Origin of the sequence: Kitasatospora sp. NPDC059722, from assembly GCF_042733235.1 — a bacterium.
In the GTDB taxonomy this organism is placed as follows: Bacteria; Actinomycetota; Actinomycetes; order Streptomycetales; family Streptomycetaceae; genus Kitasatospora.
This window is the reverse complement of sequence record NZ_JBHWGD010000001.1, coordinates 1-18414: the sequence shown is the minus strand read 5'-3', so window position 1 is coordinate 18414 and position 18414 is coordinate 1. Positions and strand designations below refer to the sequence as shown.

At 74.5% G+C, this 18414-nt stretch carries 13 protein-coding genes; 7 read left to right on the top strand and 6 right to left on the bottom strand.

What is annotated here, in order from left to right; translation table 11 throughout:
* Positions 1 to 143: 143 nt before the first annotated feature.
* The 6 genes from ACFV4F_RS00065 to ACFV4F_RS00040 all read left to right on the top strand — a co-directional run bounded on the left by ACFV4F_RS00065 (position 144) and on the right by ACFV4F_RS00040 (position 9004).
* The gene (locus ACFV4F_RS00065; protein ID WP_359957841.1) at positions 144 to 428 is read left to right on the top strand and encodes a hypothetical protein; all 285 of its coding nucleotides are present in this window, start codon (positions 144 to 146) and stop codon (positions 426 to 428) included.
* A gap of 80 nt (positions 429 to 508) precedes the next feature.
* Entirely contained in the window at positions 509 to 931 is a 423-nt protein-coding gene (locus ACFV4F_RS00060) for a TadE/TadG family type IV pilus assembly protein (protein ID WP_380499805.1), read from the top strand.
* Positions 932 to 1005: 74 nt separating this feature from the next.
* The gene (locus ACFV4F_RS00055; protein ID WP_380437915.1) at positions 1006 to 1407 is read left to right on the top strand and encodes a TadE/TadG family type IV pilus assembly protein; all 402 of its coding nucleotides are present in this window, start codon (positions 1006 to 1008) and stop codon (positions 1405 to 1407) included.
* 293 nt (positions 1408 to 1700) lie between these two features.
* Positions 1701 to 2186 (top strand): hypothetical protein, encoded by a 486-nt coding sequence (locus ACFV4F_RS00050; RefSeq protein WP_380437917.1) that lies wholly within the window; start codon positions 1701 to 1703, stop codon positions 2184 to 2186.
* A complete protein-coding gene (locus ACFV4F_RS00045) occupies positions 2186 to 6274 on the top strand; it encodes a LysM peptidoglycan-binding domain-containing protein (protein ID WP_380499803.1) in 4089 nt (1362 codons plus the stop codon). The genes ACFV4F_RS00050 and ACFV4F_RS00045 overlap by 1 nt, the downstream gene beginning before the upstream one ends.
* Before the next feature lie 585 nt (positions 6275 to 6859).
* Complete coding sequence (locus ACFV4F_RS00040; protein ID WP_380499802.1) at positions 6860 to 9004, top strand: hypothetical protein; 2145 nt, start codon at positions 6860 to 6862, stop codon at positions 9002 to 9004.
* A gap of 270 nt (positions 9005 to 9274) precedes the next feature.
* On the opposite strand, the gene ACFV4F_RS00035 is transcribed toward ACFV4F_RS00040, so the two are convergent.
* The 4 genes from ACFV4F_RS00035 to ACFV4F_RS00020 all read right to left on the bottom strand — a co-directional run bounded on the left by ACFV4F_RS00035 (position 9275) and on the right by ACFV4F_RS00020 (position 14297).
* Complete coding sequence (locus tag ACFV4F_RS00035; RefSeq protein ID WP_380437923.1) at positions 9275 to 10645, bottom strand: S8 family serine peptidase; 1371 nt, start codon at positions 10643 to 10645, stop codon at positions 9275 to 9277.
* A 284-nt stretch (positions 10646 to 10929) separates the two neighbouring features.
* Positions 10930 to 11688, bottom strand: a complete 759-nt coding sequence (gene fabG / locus ACFV4F_RS00030; RefSeq protein ID WP_380437925.1) for a 3-oxoacyl-ACP reductase FabG — start codon at positions 11686 to 11688, stop codon at positions 10930 to 10932.
* A gap of 169 nt (positions 11689 to 11857) precedes the next feature.
* On the bottom strand, positions 11858 to 13045 hold the full coding sequence (locus tag ACFV4F_RS00025; RefSeq protein ID WP_380499800.1) for a thiolase family protein: 1188 nt from the start codon (positions 13043 to 13045) through the stop codon (positions 11858 to 11860).
* 88 nt (positions 13046 to 13133) lie between these two features.
* Complete coding sequence (locus tag ACFV4F_RS00020) at positions 13134 to 14297, bottom strand: acyl-CoA dehydrogenase family protein (protein ID WP_380437929.1); 1164 nt, start codon at positions 14295 to 14297, stop codon at positions 13134 to 13136.
* Positions 14298 to 14505: 208 nt separating this feature from the next.
* Between ACFV4F_RS00020 and ACFV4F_RS00015 the strand changes: the two genes are divergently transcribed.
* The gene (locus ACFV4F_RS00015) at positions 14506 to 15186 is read left to right on the top strand and encodes a TetR/AcrR family transcriptional regulator (RefSeq protein WP_380437931.1); all 681 of its coding nucleotides are present in this window, start codon (positions 14506 to 14508) and stop codon (positions 15184 to 15186) included.
* 78 nt (positions 15187 to 15264) lie between these two features.
* Here the strand turns inward: ACFV4F_RS00015 and ACFV4F_RS00010 are convergent, their stop codons facing one another.
* Both ACFV4F_RS00010 and ACFV4F_RS00005 read right to left on the bottom strand, forming a co-directional pair.
* Positions 15265 to 16452 carry a nitric oxide synthase oxygenase gene (locus ACFV4F_RS00010; protein WP_380437959.1) on the bottom strand — a complete coding sequence of 396 codons (1188 nt, stop codon included), beginning with the start codon at positions 16450 to 16452 and terminating at the stop codon, positions 15265 to 15267.
* Positions 16453 to 16808: 356 nt separating this feature from the next.
* Entirely contained in the window at positions 16809 to 18236 is a 1428-nt protein-coding gene (locus tag ACFV4F_RS00005; RefSeq protein WP_380499995.1) for a sugar porter family MFS transporter, read from the bottom strand.
* Between the last annotated feature and the right edge of the window lie 178 nt (positions 18237 to 18414).

Sequence of the window (18414 nt, the reverse complement as noted above, 5' to 3'; positions counted from 1 at the left end):
GGGCGCCGGCGCCCCGTGTGGTGTCCTCTCTCTTGGCGTTCGCCCCCCCCCCCCCCTCCTGCCGCTCGCGGCGCGCCGGCGCCGCCGGGGGGGCGCACGAGCCCGCACCGCACCGCACCTCACCTCACCACCGGGAGAACCCGATGACCCACCTGGCCGTCCGGCTCAAATACCTGGCCGGGCTGTTCCTGCGGCCCGTGCTCCTGCCCGTCCAGTTCGCCCTGCTGCTGTTCACCTTCCGGCTCGGCCGGCTGCGCGCCGCCCGGGCCCGCGGCGACCGCGGCGCCATCAGCATCGAACTCGCCCTCGCCATCATCGCGCTGGTGGTCGTCGCCGGCGCCGTCGCGGCCTCGCTGGTGATCCTGCAGAAGAAGGTGTCCACCAAGGTCGAGCAGGACCCGAAGTACCCGGGCGGCGCGGCAACCTGATGGTGGGCGACAAGCGCCGTTCGCGCGGCAGCGGCAGCGGCAGCGGCGGCAGCAGTGGCAGCGGGAGTGACCGGGGAGCGATGAGCTTGAGCCTGGCCATCGTCTTCCCGGTGGTCCTGCTGCTCCTGCTGCTGGTCGTGCAGGCCTCGCTGTGGTGGTACGCGCGGCAGGTCGCGCTCACCGCCGCCCGCGAGGGCGCCGAGGCCGGCCGCACGCAGAGCGCGGCGGGCGCGGCGACGAAGGGCGCGCCGGACGACGCGGCGGACCAGGCGGCGAAGGACGCGGCGGCGCGCGCGCAGGCCGAGGACTTCCTGCAGCGGCAGGGCAGCGGCACGTACGAGGTGAGCACCGACGGCAGCACCGCGCAACGGGTGCGGGTCACCGTCCGGCTGACCCCGACGCTGCTGATCCCCGGTCTGTCCGCGCCGCACATCACCCAGTTCGCGGAGGCGCCGCGCGAGCGCTTCGTTCCGCCGGGAGCGGCGCCGGGGGCGGCGCCGTGAGCGGGCGGTCCGGGCCTTCCGCGCGCACGCGGTGGCGTCCGGCCGGGGTGCGGCGACGGCCGGACCGTGGCGGGGTGGCCATCGAGGCGGCGATCATCGCGCCGTACGTGGTCGGGCTGGTCCTGATCGCGATCGCGGCGGGGCGCCTGCAGACCACCTCCGCGACGGTAGAGGCGGCGGCCCGCTCGGCCGCCCGCACGGCCTCGCTCGTCCGCAGCTTCGACGGGATGGCGGAGCCGGCCAAGGAGGCGGCCCGCGACCAGCTGAAGCAGCAGGGCGTCTCCTGCGGCAACCTCTCGGTGACCGTCACCCAGGGGGAACTGGAGCTGCCGGGCGGCGCCGTCGCCACCGTCAAGGTCCGGGTGGTGTGCGACGTCGGGCTCGGCGACCTGCTCGGCGGGCTCTCCGGGGTGCCCGGGACGAAGACCCTGGCCGGCGAGTTCACCTCCGTGGTGGACCGCTACCGGGGCGCGTGACGACAGGTGGGCCGGATCCGGGGATTGGGGACGGCCCGGGCGGGGGAGACGCAAGCGGAGAGCGCCCGGGCGATGACGGAACGGGGCCGGGCGGCGCCCGGTGGGGGCCGGTGGCGTGCGGGGCGGTCGGGGCGGGGCCGGCCGGCTCGGGGGCGAACGGCTTCGGGGCGAACGGCTCGGGGACGAGCGGGGACGAGCGGGGACGAACGGCATTGGGACGAACGGCTCGGGGACGAGCGGGGACGAAGGGCCAGGGGGCGAACAGCGGTGGGGAAGTCCGAGGGGGTGTGAAGGTGCGTGCACGTGAGGGTGCCGGGCCGCACGGCCGGCCGACCGGTCTGCTGCGCCTGCGGCGGCCGCGGCGGCGGTCCGACCGCGGTGCGGTCTCGCTCTTCGTGGCGATCTGCGCCGTCTACCTGGTGTTCGTGATCGCCATCGTCGTCGACGTCGGCGGCCGCCTGCGGGTCGTCGAACGCAACGACGCCTACGCGCAGGAGGCGGCCCGGGTCGGCGGACAGCAGCTCGACCAGGCCCTCGTCCTCCAGGGCAAGGGCATCCAGGTCCAGCACGACTACGCCCTGAAGGCCGTCGACGCCTACCTCGGGCTGTACGGACTCACGGCGGCCGGGGTCACGTTCTCGGCGGACGGCAAGGTCGTCACCGTCACGGTGGTGACGGACTTCCGGCCGGTCCTGCTGGGCTCCCTCGGAGAGCGTCAGGTAACGGGCAGGGGCAGTGCCACCCTCGTCCACGGAGTCGAGAAAGCGGAGACCGACTGATGGCCGCGCCACGTGCAAAGGACCAGGCCCGACCCGCCCCGGACCAGGCCCGGACCACCCGGAGCCACAAGCGGGTCCCGCAGGCCCCCGCCCGGCGGGCGCCGGGCGGGCGCGGGCGCGCCGGGGCCGTGATCACCGCGCTCGCCGCGCTGGTCACCCTGGCCGCCCTGCTGCTGGGCCTGCCCGCCCTCCTGCTCTACGGGACCCAGGCGGTCGCCGCGATGGGCGACGTCGCCCCGGACGGCATCGGCCAGGCGCTCACCGGCCCGGACGACGGGCGGCTGTTCCTGTGGCTGCTGGTCGTCGTCGGCTGGCTGGCCTGGGCCTGCTTCGCGCTCTCCGTCCTGCTGGAGGTCCCGGCCCAGCTGCGCGGGCGGATCGCCCGCCGGATCCCGGCGTTCGGCTGGAGCCAGCGGATGGCCGCCGGGCTGGTCGGCGCGGTGCTCGCGCTGCTGCCGGTGGCCGGTTCGTCCTTCGCCGCTGTCTCCGAGCGGCCCCAGGCCGCCACGGCCACGGCCCAGTTGACGGCCGGCGTGCAGCGCGCCGCCCTGCCGGCGGCGCAGGCCGCGCCCGCCCTCGCGGCCGCCGCCGAGCAGCACCCCAGCTACACCGTGCGTGACAGCCGGCCCGCCGACAGCCTGTGGTCCATCGCCGAGCGGCAACTGGGCTCGGGCGAGCGCTGGGTGGAGATCGCCAGACTCAACGACGGCCGGACGATGGACGGTTCGGGCGTCCGCTTCGACGCCGACCGGCCGATCCAGCCCGGCTGGGAACTCCTCATGCCCGCCGACGCGAAGCCGGACGAGGCCAAGTCGCCCGCTCAGGCGCCCGCTTCCGCCCCCGCGCCGACGCAGCCGGCTTCGCAGGCCCCGCAGACCCCCCAAGCGGGCACGGAGGCCACCGGCACCGAGGCCACGGGCGCGGCGGGTGCCCAGGCCGCCGGCGGACACGGGACGGTGACCGTCAAGGAAGGGGACAGCCTCTCCGCCATCGCCCAGCGCGAGTTGGGGGACGGCGACGCCTGGCCGAGGATCTTCGACGCCAACAAGGGCGCCCAGGCCCCGGACGGCGAACGCCTGACCGACCCGGACCAGCTGGTGCCGGGCATGGTGCTCACCGTCCCCGGCGCGGCCACTGCGCCTGCTCCTGCCCCTGCGCCGGCCCCAGCTCCCGCCCCGACGCCCGACCCGGCGCCGGCCCCCGCGCAGCAGACGCCCGCGCCGTCCGCCCCGGCCGGCCAGCCGCCCGCGACGCAGGCACCCGCGACGCAGGCTCCGGCGCCCGCACCCACCCAGGCCGCGCCGACGCCTGCTCCCTCGCACGCCCCGGGCCACACCCCCGCACCCGCGCCCGCCGCCCACGCCGACCCGGCGCCCAGCGACGACTACACCGTCGCCCTCGCCGCCTCCACCGTCGGCGTCCTGCTCGCCGCCATCATGATCGGCACCGTCGCCCACAAGCGCGGCGGCCAGCTGCGGGCCCGCCGCCCCCGGCACCGCATCACCATGCCCGAGGCCGAGGCCGCCTCCTTCGAGAACGAGCTCAGGGCCCGTCAGGACGACGCCGGCCTCGACCTGCTCGACCGCGCCCTGCGCACCATGGCCCGCAACACCGTCCGCGGCGGCAAGCGCCTGCCCGCGATCATCGCGGCCCGGATCACCCCCGGCCACACCGTCGAGCTCCACCTCTCCGGCCCGGCCGCGCCCATCGCGCCCTTCCGCGCCGCGCACGCCCCCAACGTGTGGTGGTGCAGCCCCGACGCCGGCGACCTCCTCAACGCCACCCAGGCCCGCAAGACCGCCGCCCCCTACCCGGCCCTGGTCACCCTCGGCACCGCGCCGGACGGCTCGGTCGTCCTCGCCGACCTGGAGACCGTCCGCCTCCTCCACCTCTCCGGGCACCCCGACGACGCCCGCGACGTCCTGCGCACCCTCGCCATCGAGCTCGCCCACAGCCCGCTCGCCGACCGGCTCCACCTCCACCTCGTCGACCTCGCCGAGGACGTGCCGATCAGCGGCCCGGCCGCCGAACGCGTCCACCGCCACCCGACGCTCGAAGCCGCGCTCGCCGCCCTCGGCCCGCGCACCGCCAAGGCCCGCGCCACCCTCGTCGCCGCCGAGGCCACCAGCCCGCGCGAGGCCCGCAGCCGCGGACAGGCCGACGAGTCCTGGACCCCGGAGATCGTCCTCTGCGCCCAGCAGCCCGGCGGCGGCGTCCCCGCCGAACTCGGCCGCCTGCTCGACGCCCGGCCGCGCACCTGCGTCGCCGTGGTCACCCGCGCCCCCGAGCGCGGCACCGGGCCGGTCGCCCGCTGGACCCTCCCGACCACCGGCCAGGCCGCCATCCCCGGCCTGCACCTGACCGTCGAGCTCCAGCGGCTCACCGGCGCCCAGTACGACCAGGTCGCCGAACTGCTCCGGGCCGCCGACGACGCCACCCAGCACCCGGCGCCCGCCTGGACCCTGGACGGCCCCGGGAACGACGACGCCGACGACGGCTTCGGCGACGACTCGGACACGGCCGAACTGCCCGCCGCCGTACCGGTGCTGGCTACGGTCGGCGGCCCGGTCGAGGAGGGCGCGAACGGCGCCGCTGGGGCCGGCGGGGTTGGTGGGGCCGGCGGGGCTGGTGGGGTCAGCGGGGCTGGTGAGGCCAACGGCGTCGGCGGCTCCGGCGCGGGGGCCGGGGCGCGGGCGCTCACCCGGGTCATCGGCACGGGCGCGAGCCCGTTCGCGAGCACCGACCCGGCGGCGCCGACGACCGGGACCGGGCGGCACGCCGTCAACGGGCTCGGGCGCAAGGCGGTGACGGGGCAGGTGCCGCCGGTCCTGCCGCCGGTCCTGCCGCTCGGGCCGGTCACCCCGCTCGGGCCGGTCGTGCCCGCCGTGCCCACCGGGCCTGCGGCTCAGGCCGTGCCGGTCGAGCAGCCTGTCGAGGACGGTGCCGGCGAGGGCAGCGAGGACACCACCCGGGACCTGCGGGTACCGGGGCCGGCCGCCGTTGTGCTGCCGGTCCAGCCGGTCGCGCCGGTCGCGCCGGTCGCGCCGGAGTCCGTGGCCCCGGTGCCCGTAGTCCCGGCACCCGTGGCCCCGGCGCCCGCCGTCGAGCCGGCTGCCGAGCCCGCGCCGACGCACGACCCGGCACCGGCGTCCACCGGCGCGGCCCCGCGGATCCCGGCCCGTCCGGAGCCGGGGACCGGTCCCGCCGCCACCGCCCCGGTCGTGGTCACGGCCGTCGGCACCACGGCCACCGCCACCACGGCCGCCGGTCGCACCGACAGCGACGACCTCCTCGCGATCCTCCGCTCCCCGGAGGCCCACAGCGCCCGCAACGCGCCCCGGATCCGGCTGCTCGGCCCGGTCGACGTGGCAGGCGCCGTCGGCACCGTCGAACCCGGCCACCTGCCCCGGCTCACCGAACTCGCCGCCTACCTCGCGCTGCGCCCGGGCGCCGACCACGCGGCCCTCGACCACGACCTCCACCCGGGCGCGGCCCACCTCGACCCGCACCCCACCACCGCCGACGCCGTGAGCCCGCTGTCCGGCAAGATCGCGGGCCTCGCCGCGTGGCTCGGCGTCACCCCCGAGGGGCGTGCGTTCCTGCCCACCGACACCGCCGACGGCTACTCCTACGCCCCGGCCGTCACGTGCGACTGGGACGAGTTCCGCAGCCTCTACCGGCGCGGCATGCGCAGCACCAGCGCCACGGCGGACGCCGCGCTCGCGCACGCCCTGGCCCTGGTCCGGGGCGCCCCGTTCGCCGAGGCCCCGCCCGCGTCGTACGGGTGGGCCGAGGCCGAGCGCCAGGACATGATCGCCGCCATCGTCGACACCGCCCACGAACTCGCCGCCCGCCGCCTCCAGTACGGCGACCACCGCAGCGCCGAGGCCGCCGTCTTCCGCGGCCTCGCCGTCGCCCCGGACGTCGAGCTGCTGCACCGCGACCTCTTCTACGCGTACGCCTCGGCCGGCGCCCGGGACCAGCTCCTGCGCGCCGTCAACCGCCTCGACGCCCTGAGCCGCCGCACCGGCCGCGACCTGGACGCCGACACGGTCGCCCTCCTCCGCGACCTCCTGGCCGGCTCCTGACCACCGTCCTCCGGCGGTGGGCCCGCCCGCCGCCGGAGGGGGTGTCACGCGGTGCCCGCGCGGGCACAGTTCGATCACCGCGCCGCCGGAATCCGCACACGACGGGGGAGTGCCGTGGCGGTCCCCCGGGTTCCTCGGCCAATGTGCTTGATCGGAACGGAAGTTGACGGGCGAGGGCCGGGTTCCGGGCCGACCGGCGCGCCGATCGGCGACCCGGCCTGGATCGGGTGCGCCGGGATCTCGTAGGGTGGCCGAAACGGGAGTGGTGCCGCGCACCACGCAGTAAGGGCATCAGACGCCGCACGAGCGGCGGGGTGGGGCGGTGACCAGAAGATGGCGGAGACGACAGCTGTCCCAGGAGGCCCCGAACCGGCAGCGGACGCGGGGCCCCTGGACGCCGTGCCGCCGCCCCCGCGCATCCCGGGCGACGAGCACCCGCCCGGCCCGGCCGCCCTGTACGAGCCGCTGGACGTCCCCATGTCCGCGCCCACGCCCGTGACCGCGCCTGGGTCGGCGCCCATGCCTACGCCTGCGCCGGTACCGGTGATGCCGCCGGCCGCGCCGACTGGATGGACCCTCACCGGCATGCCCGCCGTGGGCGCCCCGGGCCCCGCGCCCGTGCAGGCCCCGGCCCCGGCACCCTCCTTCGCGACGCCGCTGCCGTTCTCGGTGCCCGGTGTCGGCGGCGGACTGGGGGCGGCGCCGCGCGGGCGGATCCTGGTGGTCGAAGGCGGCTACGGCAGCGCCGGCCGCCGCACCTGGGGCCGCGGCGTCCCCGCCCAGGCGACGGTGCTGTCCGCGATGCTCGCCGCCGTCTCGCCCCAGGTGCTGCTCGCCGCGGACGCGGTCGACGCCGTCCACCTGCCCGGCGCCAGCGACCCGCACACCGTCCTCGCCCACCTGCGGGCCGCAGCCCGCCACCCCGGGCCGCTCCTCGTCCACCTGGGCGGCCACCTGGTCGCCGACAAGCGCGGCGGGCAACTCCACCTCACCCTGCGCGACTCCAAGGCCGCGAGCATCCGCCAGGACGGCCTGCCCTGGCAGGCGATCGCCGCCGAGCTGAGCCACCGCCCGGCCGACTGGCAGACCCTGGTCATCGCCGACCTCAGCGCCGACCAGAACGCCTGGCCCCTCCTCCAGACCGGCGGCCCCGGTGCCGCCGCCCCGCTGAGCGACGGCGTCCCGCTGTGGGCCGTCGTCAGCCCGGACCCGGAGCAGATCGGCACCTTCACCCGCGCCCTCATCGAGGCCCTGCACGGCGGCCGCCCGGGCGCGGGCGAGGTCCTCGCGCCCGAACAGCTGCGCCAGCAGGTGTACTCGGTGCTGCGCCCGGACGTGGTCATCGTCGCGACGCACGCTCCGGACCGCCCGGTCTTCCGCAACACAGCCCGCCGCACCGACGGTCCGGTGGCGGACGCGCTGCCGGTGGGCGCTGCGCCGGTTGAGGCCGTGCCGGTGGACGTGGTGCCGGTGGGCGCTGCGCCGGTTGAGGCCGTGCCGGCCCAGCCGGGGGCTCCGGTCCCTGCTGCGGCCCCCGAAGCCGAAGCCGAGGCCGCCGAAGCCGAGGCCGTCGAGCCCGAGTTCATCGAGCCCGAGGCCGGTGAGCCCGAGGCTTTCGTGTCCGATGCTGTCGCCACAGCGGTCGTCGAGGAGGTCGTCGAAGAGGAGCCCGCTCCCGAGGCCTCGGTCGACGGCCTGGTGAGCCTCCGCAAGGCCGGCGTGCCGCCCACCCCGCGACCGCCCGCGCGCCCGGTCACCCTGCAGAAGCAACTGCCCGACGTCCCGAGGACCATGACGCTCCGCGCGCTCATGCTGACCGACGTTGACGTTGACGTTGACGTCGAGGCCGACGCCGAGGCCGGTGCCGTGGCCGTGGCCGACGTTGACACCGAGGACGTCGCTGTCGAGGACGTCACCCCGACCCCGACGTCGGGAGTGAGGCTCGCGAAGGCCGCGTCGCCCCTTCCGTACGCCGCTCCGGTCGTGGACGAGCCGCAGGACGCCGTCGTCGAGCCGGAGCCGGAGGGTGTGGTGGTGCCGGCTCCGGACTTGGAGGAGGAGCTCCAGTCCGAGGCCGAAGTCCCGCTGGAGGAGCCCCGGTTCGAGGAGGACGTTCCGGTGGAGGAGCCCCCTCTGCTCGACGAGCCTGCTCCGCTCGAAGAGGCGCCCGGGCCCGAGGCCCAGGCCGAGCCCGAGGCGCAGCCCGAGCCCGGGACGTCGGACGAGTCCGGGACGTCGGACGAGCCCGCGGATCCGGCCGCAGCGGAGGACCCCGCGTCCGCCGGCCCCGAGCCGCGCGCCGACTACCGCGAGACGCTCGGCCGGATCGTCCGCAGCGCGGACGCGGGTGACCACGCCGCCGCCACGGACCTCGCGTTCGCCCTCGAACTGGAGGCGATCGCCGAGCACGGCGCGGTCTCCGAGCCGGTCCTCCAGGTCCGGCAGGTCCGGGCGCACGTGTGCCGGCTCGCGGGCAAGCCGGCCGAGGCCGCGGACATCTACCGCGAGGTGGCGCTGACCCTGCTCCGCTCGCAGGGCGCGGACCACCCGGAGACCCAGCAGGCGGCCACGAACGCCGAGGCCTGCTGGCGGGCGATCAAGGACCGCACGGAGGCCATCCGCATCGCGCCGGAGATCATCGAACTGCGCGCCTACCTCCCGGGCCCCGAGGGCCGCAAGCTCCGCGCCGCCGAGCGCTACCTCGCCCAGCTGGCGGCGCCGGGCAACTGACCGGCGGCAGCCGACGGGTGACAGGTAACAGCGAACAGATAACAGATTTCGAAATCTGTTATCTGTTTGCTGTTACCTGTTCGCTGTCATCCGTTCGCGCCCCGCGCGCACCCCTCCGAACGCCACTGGGCGGGAAGTCGGCCGCCGCCGACTTCCCGCCCAGTGCATGTGCTGTCGCTGTCGCGCAGGTATCTACCGGAAGTCCCTACCGGAGGTCCCTACCGCGTGCAGCTGCCGTGCTGCGTCCCTGCTGTGACCGATGAAGGTCCGTCACCGGCCCGCGAGGGCGTGGACGAACTTCGTGCCGTCGATGGTGCCGAGGCCGCTGGCGAGGTCGTAGCCCTCGGTCGCGTTGTAGCCGGTGACGCCGTTCCAGCCGTTGTCGCCGTCCTTGACGTCCGTGATGCCGCTCCAGTCGCTCGGGAGCAGGCTCAGGCCGTACATGCGCCAGTTGATCTGGCCGAGGCGGTAGCCGGCGGCCTGGTCGGCCAGGGCGACGATGCCCGAGAACAGCGGGGTGGCCTCGCTGGTGCCGCCGGTGAGGTGCCAGCCGACCGCGGTCGGGTCGTACGACTCGTACGTCCAGGCGGCGCCGTCGACGGCCGCGCTCATGCTGATGTCCGGGGTGCCGCGGTGGTTGCCGGTGACGTTGGCGACGCCGGCCTGGTACCACGGGCGCTCGAAGATGCCGGAGACGCCACCGCCGCCGGCGCCGGACTTGTCGTGCCACACCTTGTCGGCCGCGGTGCGGTTGCCGTTGTCGTCCAGGGTCAGCTGGGTGCCGCCGACCGAGGTGACCAGCGGGTCCGAGGACGGCCACGAGTTGACCTTGTACGGGTACAGGTCGGTGCCGTTGGTCTGCGCGTCGGTGGCGCCGTTGTCGCCGGAGGCGGCGAGCACGGTGACGTTGTGGGCCGCGGCGGACTTGAACGCGTAGCGCAGGTCGGTCAGGGACTTGAAGTCGCCCTTGTCGTAACCCGGGAACGTGTTCTCGGTGGCGCCGAAGCTCTGCGAGATGACGTCGCCGACGCCCTTCTTGATGAGGTCCTTCTCGGCGTCCATCATCTCGGGCAGGCCGGTGGTGCCCTCGGTCTCGGCGACACCGGTCTCGACCAGGACGATGTGGGCGTCGGGGGCCATCGCGTGGGCGTACTCGACGTCCAGGGTGGTCTCGCCGGCCCAGCCGGTGTGGTCGGGGTTCTTCGGGTCGAAGACGGGGACGTTGCCCCACTTGACGACCTCGACGTTGGTGTCCTTGATGCCCCACTGCTTGTCGAAGACCTCCAGGTCGTGCTGGATGGTCGGCGAGCCGAAGGAGTCGACGATGACGATCGTGCGGCCCTTGCCGGTGATGCCCTCCTGGTACAGCGGGCCCAGGTTGTAGGCCTTCTGGTACTGGAGCGGCGAGTAGCAGTGGATGCCGATCTGGCTGACGCACTGGGTGGTGGTCAGCGGGGCCGGGCGGGTCGTGGCGAGGTGGTGTCCGGCCGAGGCGGGCTGGACGTGGACGCCGGCCAGGTTGTGCGAGGGCGCTGCGACGGCAGCGCCGACCGCCGGGACGGAGACGGTGCCGGCCGTGACGGCGGTCGCTCCTACGGCGAGCAGAGCCAGGGCGCGACGGAGGGTAGCGGGGCTGCCCATGGGACTCCTTGGGGGACGCAGGGCCCGACCTTGGTCCGGTCGGGTCGGTCCGGCCATCCCATCGATTGCCACATGATCATGCCATAGTCATTTTGTGGGGTGGTGTTACGAACGGCATGGTCATGTTCGGCCACGCGAAAAGGTAAAGGCCGTCCCAGGGGAAAGTAACTCCGCTGCTGGGACGGCCCGTTGACTACACGTCGGGAAGCCTCGCCGATTTCACAGTTTTCACCGTGTTGGCCAACTTTACCAAGTTCATCGGCGCGGGGTAAGCCTTCGTCGGGTCAGCGTGCCCCGCCGTTGACGTACAGGGTCTGCCCGCTGACGTACGAGGCGTCCTCGCTCGCGAGGAACACGACCACCGAGGCGATCTCCTCCGGCTGTCCGACCCGCCGCAGCGGGGTCCTGGCGGACACCTCGGCCTGGTGCTCCTCGGCCGAGCTGCCGACCCGCTCCGCGGTCGCGGCGGTCATCGCGGTGGCGACGTAGCCGGGCGCGACGGCGTTGACGTTGATGTTGAACGGGCCCAGCTCGATGGCCAGGGTCGCGGTCAGCCCCTGGATGCCGGCCTTGGCGGCGGCGTAGTTGGCCTGGCCGCGGTTGCCGAGCGCCGAGCGCGAGCTGAGCGAGACGATCTTGCCGAACTTCTGTGCCACCATGTACTTCTGCGCGACGTGGCTGCAGTTGTAGGCGCTGGTCAGGTTGACCGTCAGCACCGCGTCCCAGTCGGCCTTCGGCATCTTGAAGAACAGGTTGTCCCGGGTGATCCCGGCGTTGTTGACCAGGATGTGCACGCCGCCGAGGTCGGCGGCGACCCGGGCGAACACCGCCTCGACGGCGTCGTAGTCGGCCACGTCGCAGCCGTACGCCCGTGCCGTGCCGCCCTTGGCGGTGATCTCGGCGACCGTCCCGGCCGCGCGCTCGGCCGTGAGGTCGACGACGGCGACCGCCGCGCCCTCCTCGGCCAGCCGGCGGGCCGTCGCCGCGCCGATGCCCTGCGCCGCACCGGTGACCACGGCGACCTTTCCTGCGAAACGCGACACTTCGTACTCCCTGGGGGGTGGGTCCTGAGGGTGGATATGTAGACAAAGGGATGTCCGGATAAAACCAGGTCCGGACAAAACGACGTCAGGACGAGCCGGAACGTCGGAACGAGCGGAACGATTGGAGCGAGTGGAACGAACCAGCGGAACGCAGGAACGAGCCGGAACGTCAGGCGTTCTCGACCAGCACGGCCGTGCCCTGCCCGACGCCCACGCACATCGTGGCGAGCCCGCGCCGCGCGCCGGTGCGGTGCATTCGGTGCAGCAGCGTCGTCAGGATGCGGGCGCCGGAGCCGCCGAGCGGGTGGCCGAGGGCGATCGCGCCGCCGCTCGGGTTGACGCGCTCGGGGTCGATGCCCAGCCCGTCCATGGAGGCCAGCGCCTGGGCCGCGAACGCCTCGTTCAGCTCGGCCGTGTCGACGTCGCCGATCGACCAGCCGCTGCGCCCGAGCGCCTTCCGCGTCGCGGGCACCGGGCCGATGCCCATGACGTCCGGGTGCACCCCGGCGGAGGCCCCGGCGACGTACCGGCCGAGCGGCTCCAGGCCCAGGTCGCGCAGCGCCTCCTCGCTGACCAGGACGAGCCCGGCGGCGCCGTCGTTCATGGGCGAGGCGTTCCCGGCGGTGACGGTGCCGTCCGGGCGGAACGCGGGCTTGAGCCGGGCGAGCTTCTCCAGGCTGGTGTCCTCGCGGATGCCCTCGTCCAGAGCCACCGTCACGCCGTCCGGCCGCTCGACCGGGATCAGTTCCGCGTCGAAGTGCCCGTCCTTGCGCGCGGCGGCGGCCCGCTGGTGGCTGCGCAGCGCGAAGGCGTCCTGGCGTTCGCGGCCGATGCCGTACCGGCCGGCCACCTCCTCGGCGGTCTCGCCCATGCTGAGGACGCCGTGCAGTTCGGCCATCCGGGGGTTGGTGAGCCGCCAGCCGAGCCGGGTGTCGTAGGTCTCGATCCGGTGCGGGAGCGCCTCGTCGGGGCGGGGGAGAACGAAGGGGGCGCGGGTCATCGACTCGCAGCCGCCGGCGAGCACGACGTCGGCCTCGCCGGAGCCGATCGCCCGCGCGGCGAGCGTGACGGCCTCCAGGCCGGAGGCGCAGAGCCGGTTGACGGTGGCGCCGGGGACGGTGTCGGGCAGGCCGGCGAGCAGGACGGCCATCCGGGCGGCGTTGCGGTTGTCCTCGCCGGCCTGGTTGGCGGCGCCCCAGTAGACGTCGTCGATGCGGGCGGGGTCGAGGGCGGGCACATCGGCGAGCAGGGCGCGCAGCACGGTGGCCGAGAGGTCGTCCGGCCGGACCGTGGCGAGCGCTCCGCGCAGCCGGCCGATGGGTGTGCGGCGGGCGGCGGCGAAGTAGACGGGACGCACGTCGTCGGGCTCCTTGTCCAGTGGAGGGGTGGGGGTGTCCTGGTCGGATGGTTCAGGAGGCTCAGGTGGCTAAGAGGGCTCGGAGGGCTCAGAAGGCGTTGACGCCGGTGAGCGCGCGGCCGATGAGCAGCTGGTGGATCTGGCTGGTGCCCTCGTAGAGGGTCATGACCCGCGCGTCGCGCAGGTACTTGCCGACCGGGTACTCGTCGATGAACCCGTAGCCGCCGAACACCTGGAGCGCGTTGTTGGCGGCCCGGACGGCGGCCTCGCTCGCGTAGAGCTTGGCGACGGAGGACTCGGTGGCGAACGGCAGGCCGCGTTCGATGTGGTCGGCGACCTTCCAGGTGAGCAGCCGGGCGGCCTCGACGTCGACGGCGATGCCGGCCAGCAGTTCCTGGACGAGTTGGTGCGAGGCGATCGGTTTGCCGAACTGTTCGCGCTCCCCGGCGTAGCGCACGGCGGCCTCCAGGCAGGCGCGGGCGATGCCGACGCAGCCGGCGGCGACCGACATCCGGCCCTTGGCGAGGGCGCCCATCGCCACGCCGAAGCCCTTGCCGACGGCGCCGAGCCGGGAGCCGTCGGGCACCCGGACCGCGTCGAAGGAGAGTTCGGCGGTGGCCTGGCCGCGCAGGCCGAGCTTGCCGTGGATCTCGGTGCGGGTGAAGCCGGGCAGGTCGGTGGGGACGAGGAAGGCGGTGATGCCCTTGTGGCCGCGCTGCTGCGGGTCGTCGCCGCCGGTGCGGGCGAAGACGAGGGCGACGTCGGCCCAGGTGCCGTTGGTGATGAAGGTCTTGGCGCCGCTGATCAGCCAGTCGTCACCGTCCCGGACCGCCCGGGTGGTGAGGTTGGCCGCGTCCGAGCCGGTGCCGGGTTCGGTGAGGGCGAAGCACGCGAGGGCCTCCCCGGAGGTGAGCCGGGGGAGCCAGTGGCGCTTCTGCTCCTCGGTGCCGTGGCTGTTGATCGACTTGGCGACGAGCCCGAGGGAGACGGAGACGATGCCGCGCACCGCCGAGTCGCCGCGTCCGAGCTCCTCCAGGACGAGGCAGTAGGCGAGGTGGTCGCCGCCGCTGCCGCCGTACTCCTCGGGCAGGGTGAGGCCGAGGAAGCCCAGCTTGGCGAGTTTGCCGACGATCGCGCGGTCCACGGACTCGGCGCGGTCCCACGCGGCGGCGTACGGGGCGATCTCGCGGTCGGTGAACTCGGCGGCGAGTTCCCGGACGGCGGTCTGCTCCTCGGACAGCTCCAGATTCACGGCGGCTCCCGGTTCCGGGCCCGGCGAGGGGCTGTCGCGCCCACCGACCTTCCGTGCCCATTAAACTAGCGCTGCAAGTTTTACGGGGGGACTGTAGCTCCGACCGGGCCGTGCTGGGAAGAGGCGCCTGTCAGAATCGGTCCCCGACCCACCCGACCGGAGGACTCCGGCCGGACGGACCGCCCGAGGAACCGGAGGAAGCCGCTCGATGGCCCGCCCGCGCACCCCGCTGCTCAGCCGCGAGCGCATCGTCTCCGCGGCGCTGCGGCTGATCGACGCCGAGGGCCTGGACGCCCTCTCCACCCGCCGACTCGCCACCGAGCTGTCGGTCAGCGGGCCGTCGCTCTACAACCACTTCGCGACCAAGGACGAGCTGCTGGACGCGGTCGTCGACACCGTCATCGGGGAAGTCGACCTATCGATGTTCGGCGGATCGCCGGGCACGGCGGGTGCGCCGGGCACGGCGGCGCCGACCCCGTGGCCGGAGGCGCTGCGCGACTGGGCCCGCTCCTACCGCGCCGCGCTGGCCGCCCACCCCAACATCGTCCCGGTGCTCGCCCAGGGCCCCGGCCGCCGGCCGCACGCGCTGCGCCTGGCCGACGCCGTGTTCGGGCACCTGGTGGACGCGGGGTGGCCGCGCGGCCAGGCCACCCGGATCGGCGCGCTGATGCGCTACTTCGTCACCGGCTCGGCGCTGGCCTCCTTTGCGGCCGGGTTCCCGGCGGACGCGGAGCTGTACGACGTCGCCGACTACCCGCACCTCGGCGAGGCGCACCGGCTGGCCGGCCATCGGGGCACCGTCGACGAGGCCGCGTTCGAGACCGGTCTGGAGGCGCTCCTCGACGGGCTGGCGCTGCGCTTCGAGCGCCTCACCGGGGCGGGCGCGTAGCCCGCGCCGGCGGCCGGCCCCGCCTCGTCACCGGCGCCCGCACGTCACAAGGGCCCGCGCGTCACCAGCGCCCGCGCGTCACCAGGGCTCGCGTGCCAGGAAGGCCGGGCGCAGCGACGGGTCCACCGGGTCGTAGTAGCGGTGATAGACGGGGGTGAGCCCGCCGGAGACCGGGGGCACGATCCAGCTCCAGTCCGCCGGGGTGGGCCGGCCGAGGCGCTTCTCCTGCGCGACGTGCTTGAGGAAGCGCTCCGACTCGGTGTGGTGGTCGGCCATCGTCACCCCCGCCTCCTGGAAGGAGTGCAGCACGGCGACGTTGAGCTCGACCAGCGCGCGGTCCCGCCAGAGGGTGCGGTCGTTGGAGGTGTCCAGGCCGAGCCGTCCGGCGACGGTGGCGAGCATGTCGTAGCGGTCGGCGTCGGCGAGGTTGCGGGCGCCGATCTCGGTGCCCATGTACCAGCCGTTGAAGGGTGCGGCGGGGTAGCGCACGCCGCCGATCTCCAGTGTCATGTCGCTGATCGCCGGTACCGCGTACCAGCGCAGGCCGAGTTCGGCGAACCAGGCGAACTCGGGGTGGGAGAGCGGGACTTCGAGTGTGGTGTCGTCCGGGAGCTGGTACCACTCGGGGCGCTCGCCGGGCCGTTCCCGGATCAGCAGGGGCAGCACCTCGAAGCGGTCCTCGGCGCACTTCCAGCCCAGGTCCCGGGCGAGGGCGGCGAGTTGGACGCCGGCCGGGTCGCCGGTCACGCCGCCGGTGACATCGTGGGTGATGCCGTCGGGGATGCCGTTCGGGCCGTCCTCCGGGCCGTCCTCCGGGCCGTCGTCAGGGTCGGCGGCCGTCGTCCGGTGGCCGGCGTAGCGGACGAGTTGCTGGTTGAGGATGCGCGCGGCGGGCCGGCCGGGCCGGTCGGGGGCGAACACCGAGACGACCGGGCGGATCCGGCCGCCGTTGCCGGCCAGCCGCAGGTGTTCGAAGCACTCGGCGGCGATGTCGTCGGCCGAGGTGAGGTGGCGCAGGTCGCGCACCACGAGGCTGCGCCAGTACAGCCGGCCGATGCAGCGGGCGGCGTTGCGCCAGGCCAGTTTGGCGCCGTACGCGAGCTCGGCGGGGGTGTGCTCGTAGGTGCCGCTGCGGTCGATCTCGTCGAGCACGGCGCGTATCCGCTCGTCCGGGTCGCCGCCGGCCGCGGGCTGCTCGTGGTGGAACTGCCGGATGAACGAGGTGGCCTGGGCGGGGTCGGTGAACGGCGGGTCCGCCGGGAGCAGCGCGTCGCCCGCGTCGGCGGTGCGGGGCTCCGCGGGGTGGGGCCCGGAACCGTGGGGTCCGGAACCGTGGGGCCCGGAAGCGTGGGACCCGGGGTCGTGGGGTCCGGCGGCGTGTGGCCCGGCGGGGTGGGCCCCGGGGTGGGTGTGGGCATACGGGCAGCCGCCGGCGGGCGCGGCGGCGGATCTGCGGGTGCGAAGCCGGTTGAAGATCAAGACATCCCTCCTGCCGAACAGGAGTACCGGAGCCGGCCGGCCCGCCGCAGGGAGTGAACGATTCGGCCCCCGCACCCGCGCTGATCGCGCTAGGGTGCGGGGGCCGGAGGTCCGGGGCCGGCGGAGCGGCCCGTGTCCTCCCGTCAGCCCATGTCCTCCAGGCGGACGCCCTTCGTCTCCTTCATGTACTTGGCCACGAAGACGATCGACAGCGCGGCGAAGGCGGCGTAGATCAGGTAGGTCGCGGACAGGTTCCAGCGGGACATCGACGGGAACGAGACGGTGATCGCCCAGTTGGCGATCCACTGCGCGGAGGCGGCGACGGACAGGGCGGCGGCGCGGACGCGGTTCGGGAACATCTCGCCGAGCATCACCCAGACGACCACGCCCCACGACATCGCGAAGAACAGCACGAAGGCGTTGGCGGCGACCAGCGCGACGGTGCCCTGGAGGTCGGGCAGGGTGACGTTGTCGCCGCTGCCGGTGGCCGAGGAGAACGCCCAGCCGGCGGCGCCGAGGGCGACGGCCATGCCGGCCGAGCCGATCAGGGCGAGCGGCTTGCGGCCGATCCGGTCCACCAGCAGGATCGCGATCACGGTGCCGAGGATGTTGATGACCGAGCCGATGAAGCTGATCAGCAGCGAGTTGCTCTGGTCGATGCCGACCGACTGCCACAGGATCGACGAGTAGTAGAAGATCACGTTGATGCCGACGAGCTGCTGGAAGACCGACAGGCCGATGCCGACCCAGACGATCGGCAGCAGGCCGAAGCGGCCGCCGAGCAGGTCGCGGAAGCGCGGGCGGTGGTCGGAGGCGATCAGGGCCTGGACCTCGGCGATCCGGGCGTCGGTGTCGACGCCCTCGCCCTCGACCTCGGCGAGCACGGTGCGGGCGTCGTCGAGGCGGCCGGCCTGGATCAGGTAGCGCGGGGACTCGGGGATGACCGAGGAGAGCACGAAGTAGACGGCGGCCGGGATCACGCAGATGCCGAGCATCCACTGCCAGGCCTCCAGGCCGAGCAGCCTGCCGCGGGTGTCGCCGCCGGCGGCGTCCGCCAGCACCCAGTTGACCAGCTGGGATATCGCGATGCCGAGCACGATCGCGGCCTGCTGGAAGGAGGCCAGGCGGCCGCGGTACCTGGTCGGCGCGACCTCGGCGATGTAGGTCGGCGCGATCACCGAGGCGATGCCGATGGCGGCGCCGCCCAGCACGCGCCAGAAGGCGAGGTCCCACGCGGAGAACGGGAGCATCGAGCCGACGGCGCTGACGGCGAACATCAGCGCGCCCGCCTTCATGACCTTGATGCGGCCGTAGCGGTCGGCGAACCGGCCGGCCACCGCGGCGCCGATCGCCGACCCGAGCAGGGCCGAGGAGACGATCAGACCGGTCACGCCGTCGCCGACGCCGAACTTCTCCTGGATGCCCGAGACGGCGCCGTTGATCACGGAGCTGTCGTAGCCGAACAGGAACCCGCCGAGGGCTGCGGCGGCGGTGATGAAGACGACGAAGCCGAGGCGGCCGGGCGCGGTGGCCTCGACCGCCCCGGAGGGCTTCTGGGTGACGCTCACGATCTTGACTCCTGGTACTCAACGCTGAGCTCGGTAGCCGAGATCGTAACCCCTGTTCGTTTAACTCTTGTACACCGGGCTCCTCAAGTTTTGCTCCGAGAATTCGTAAGGTGAACAAGCAAATTGGGGCCGGCGAGGTCCCGCGGCGGGCGGCGCGACGGCTGCTGCGCCGCCGCGCCGC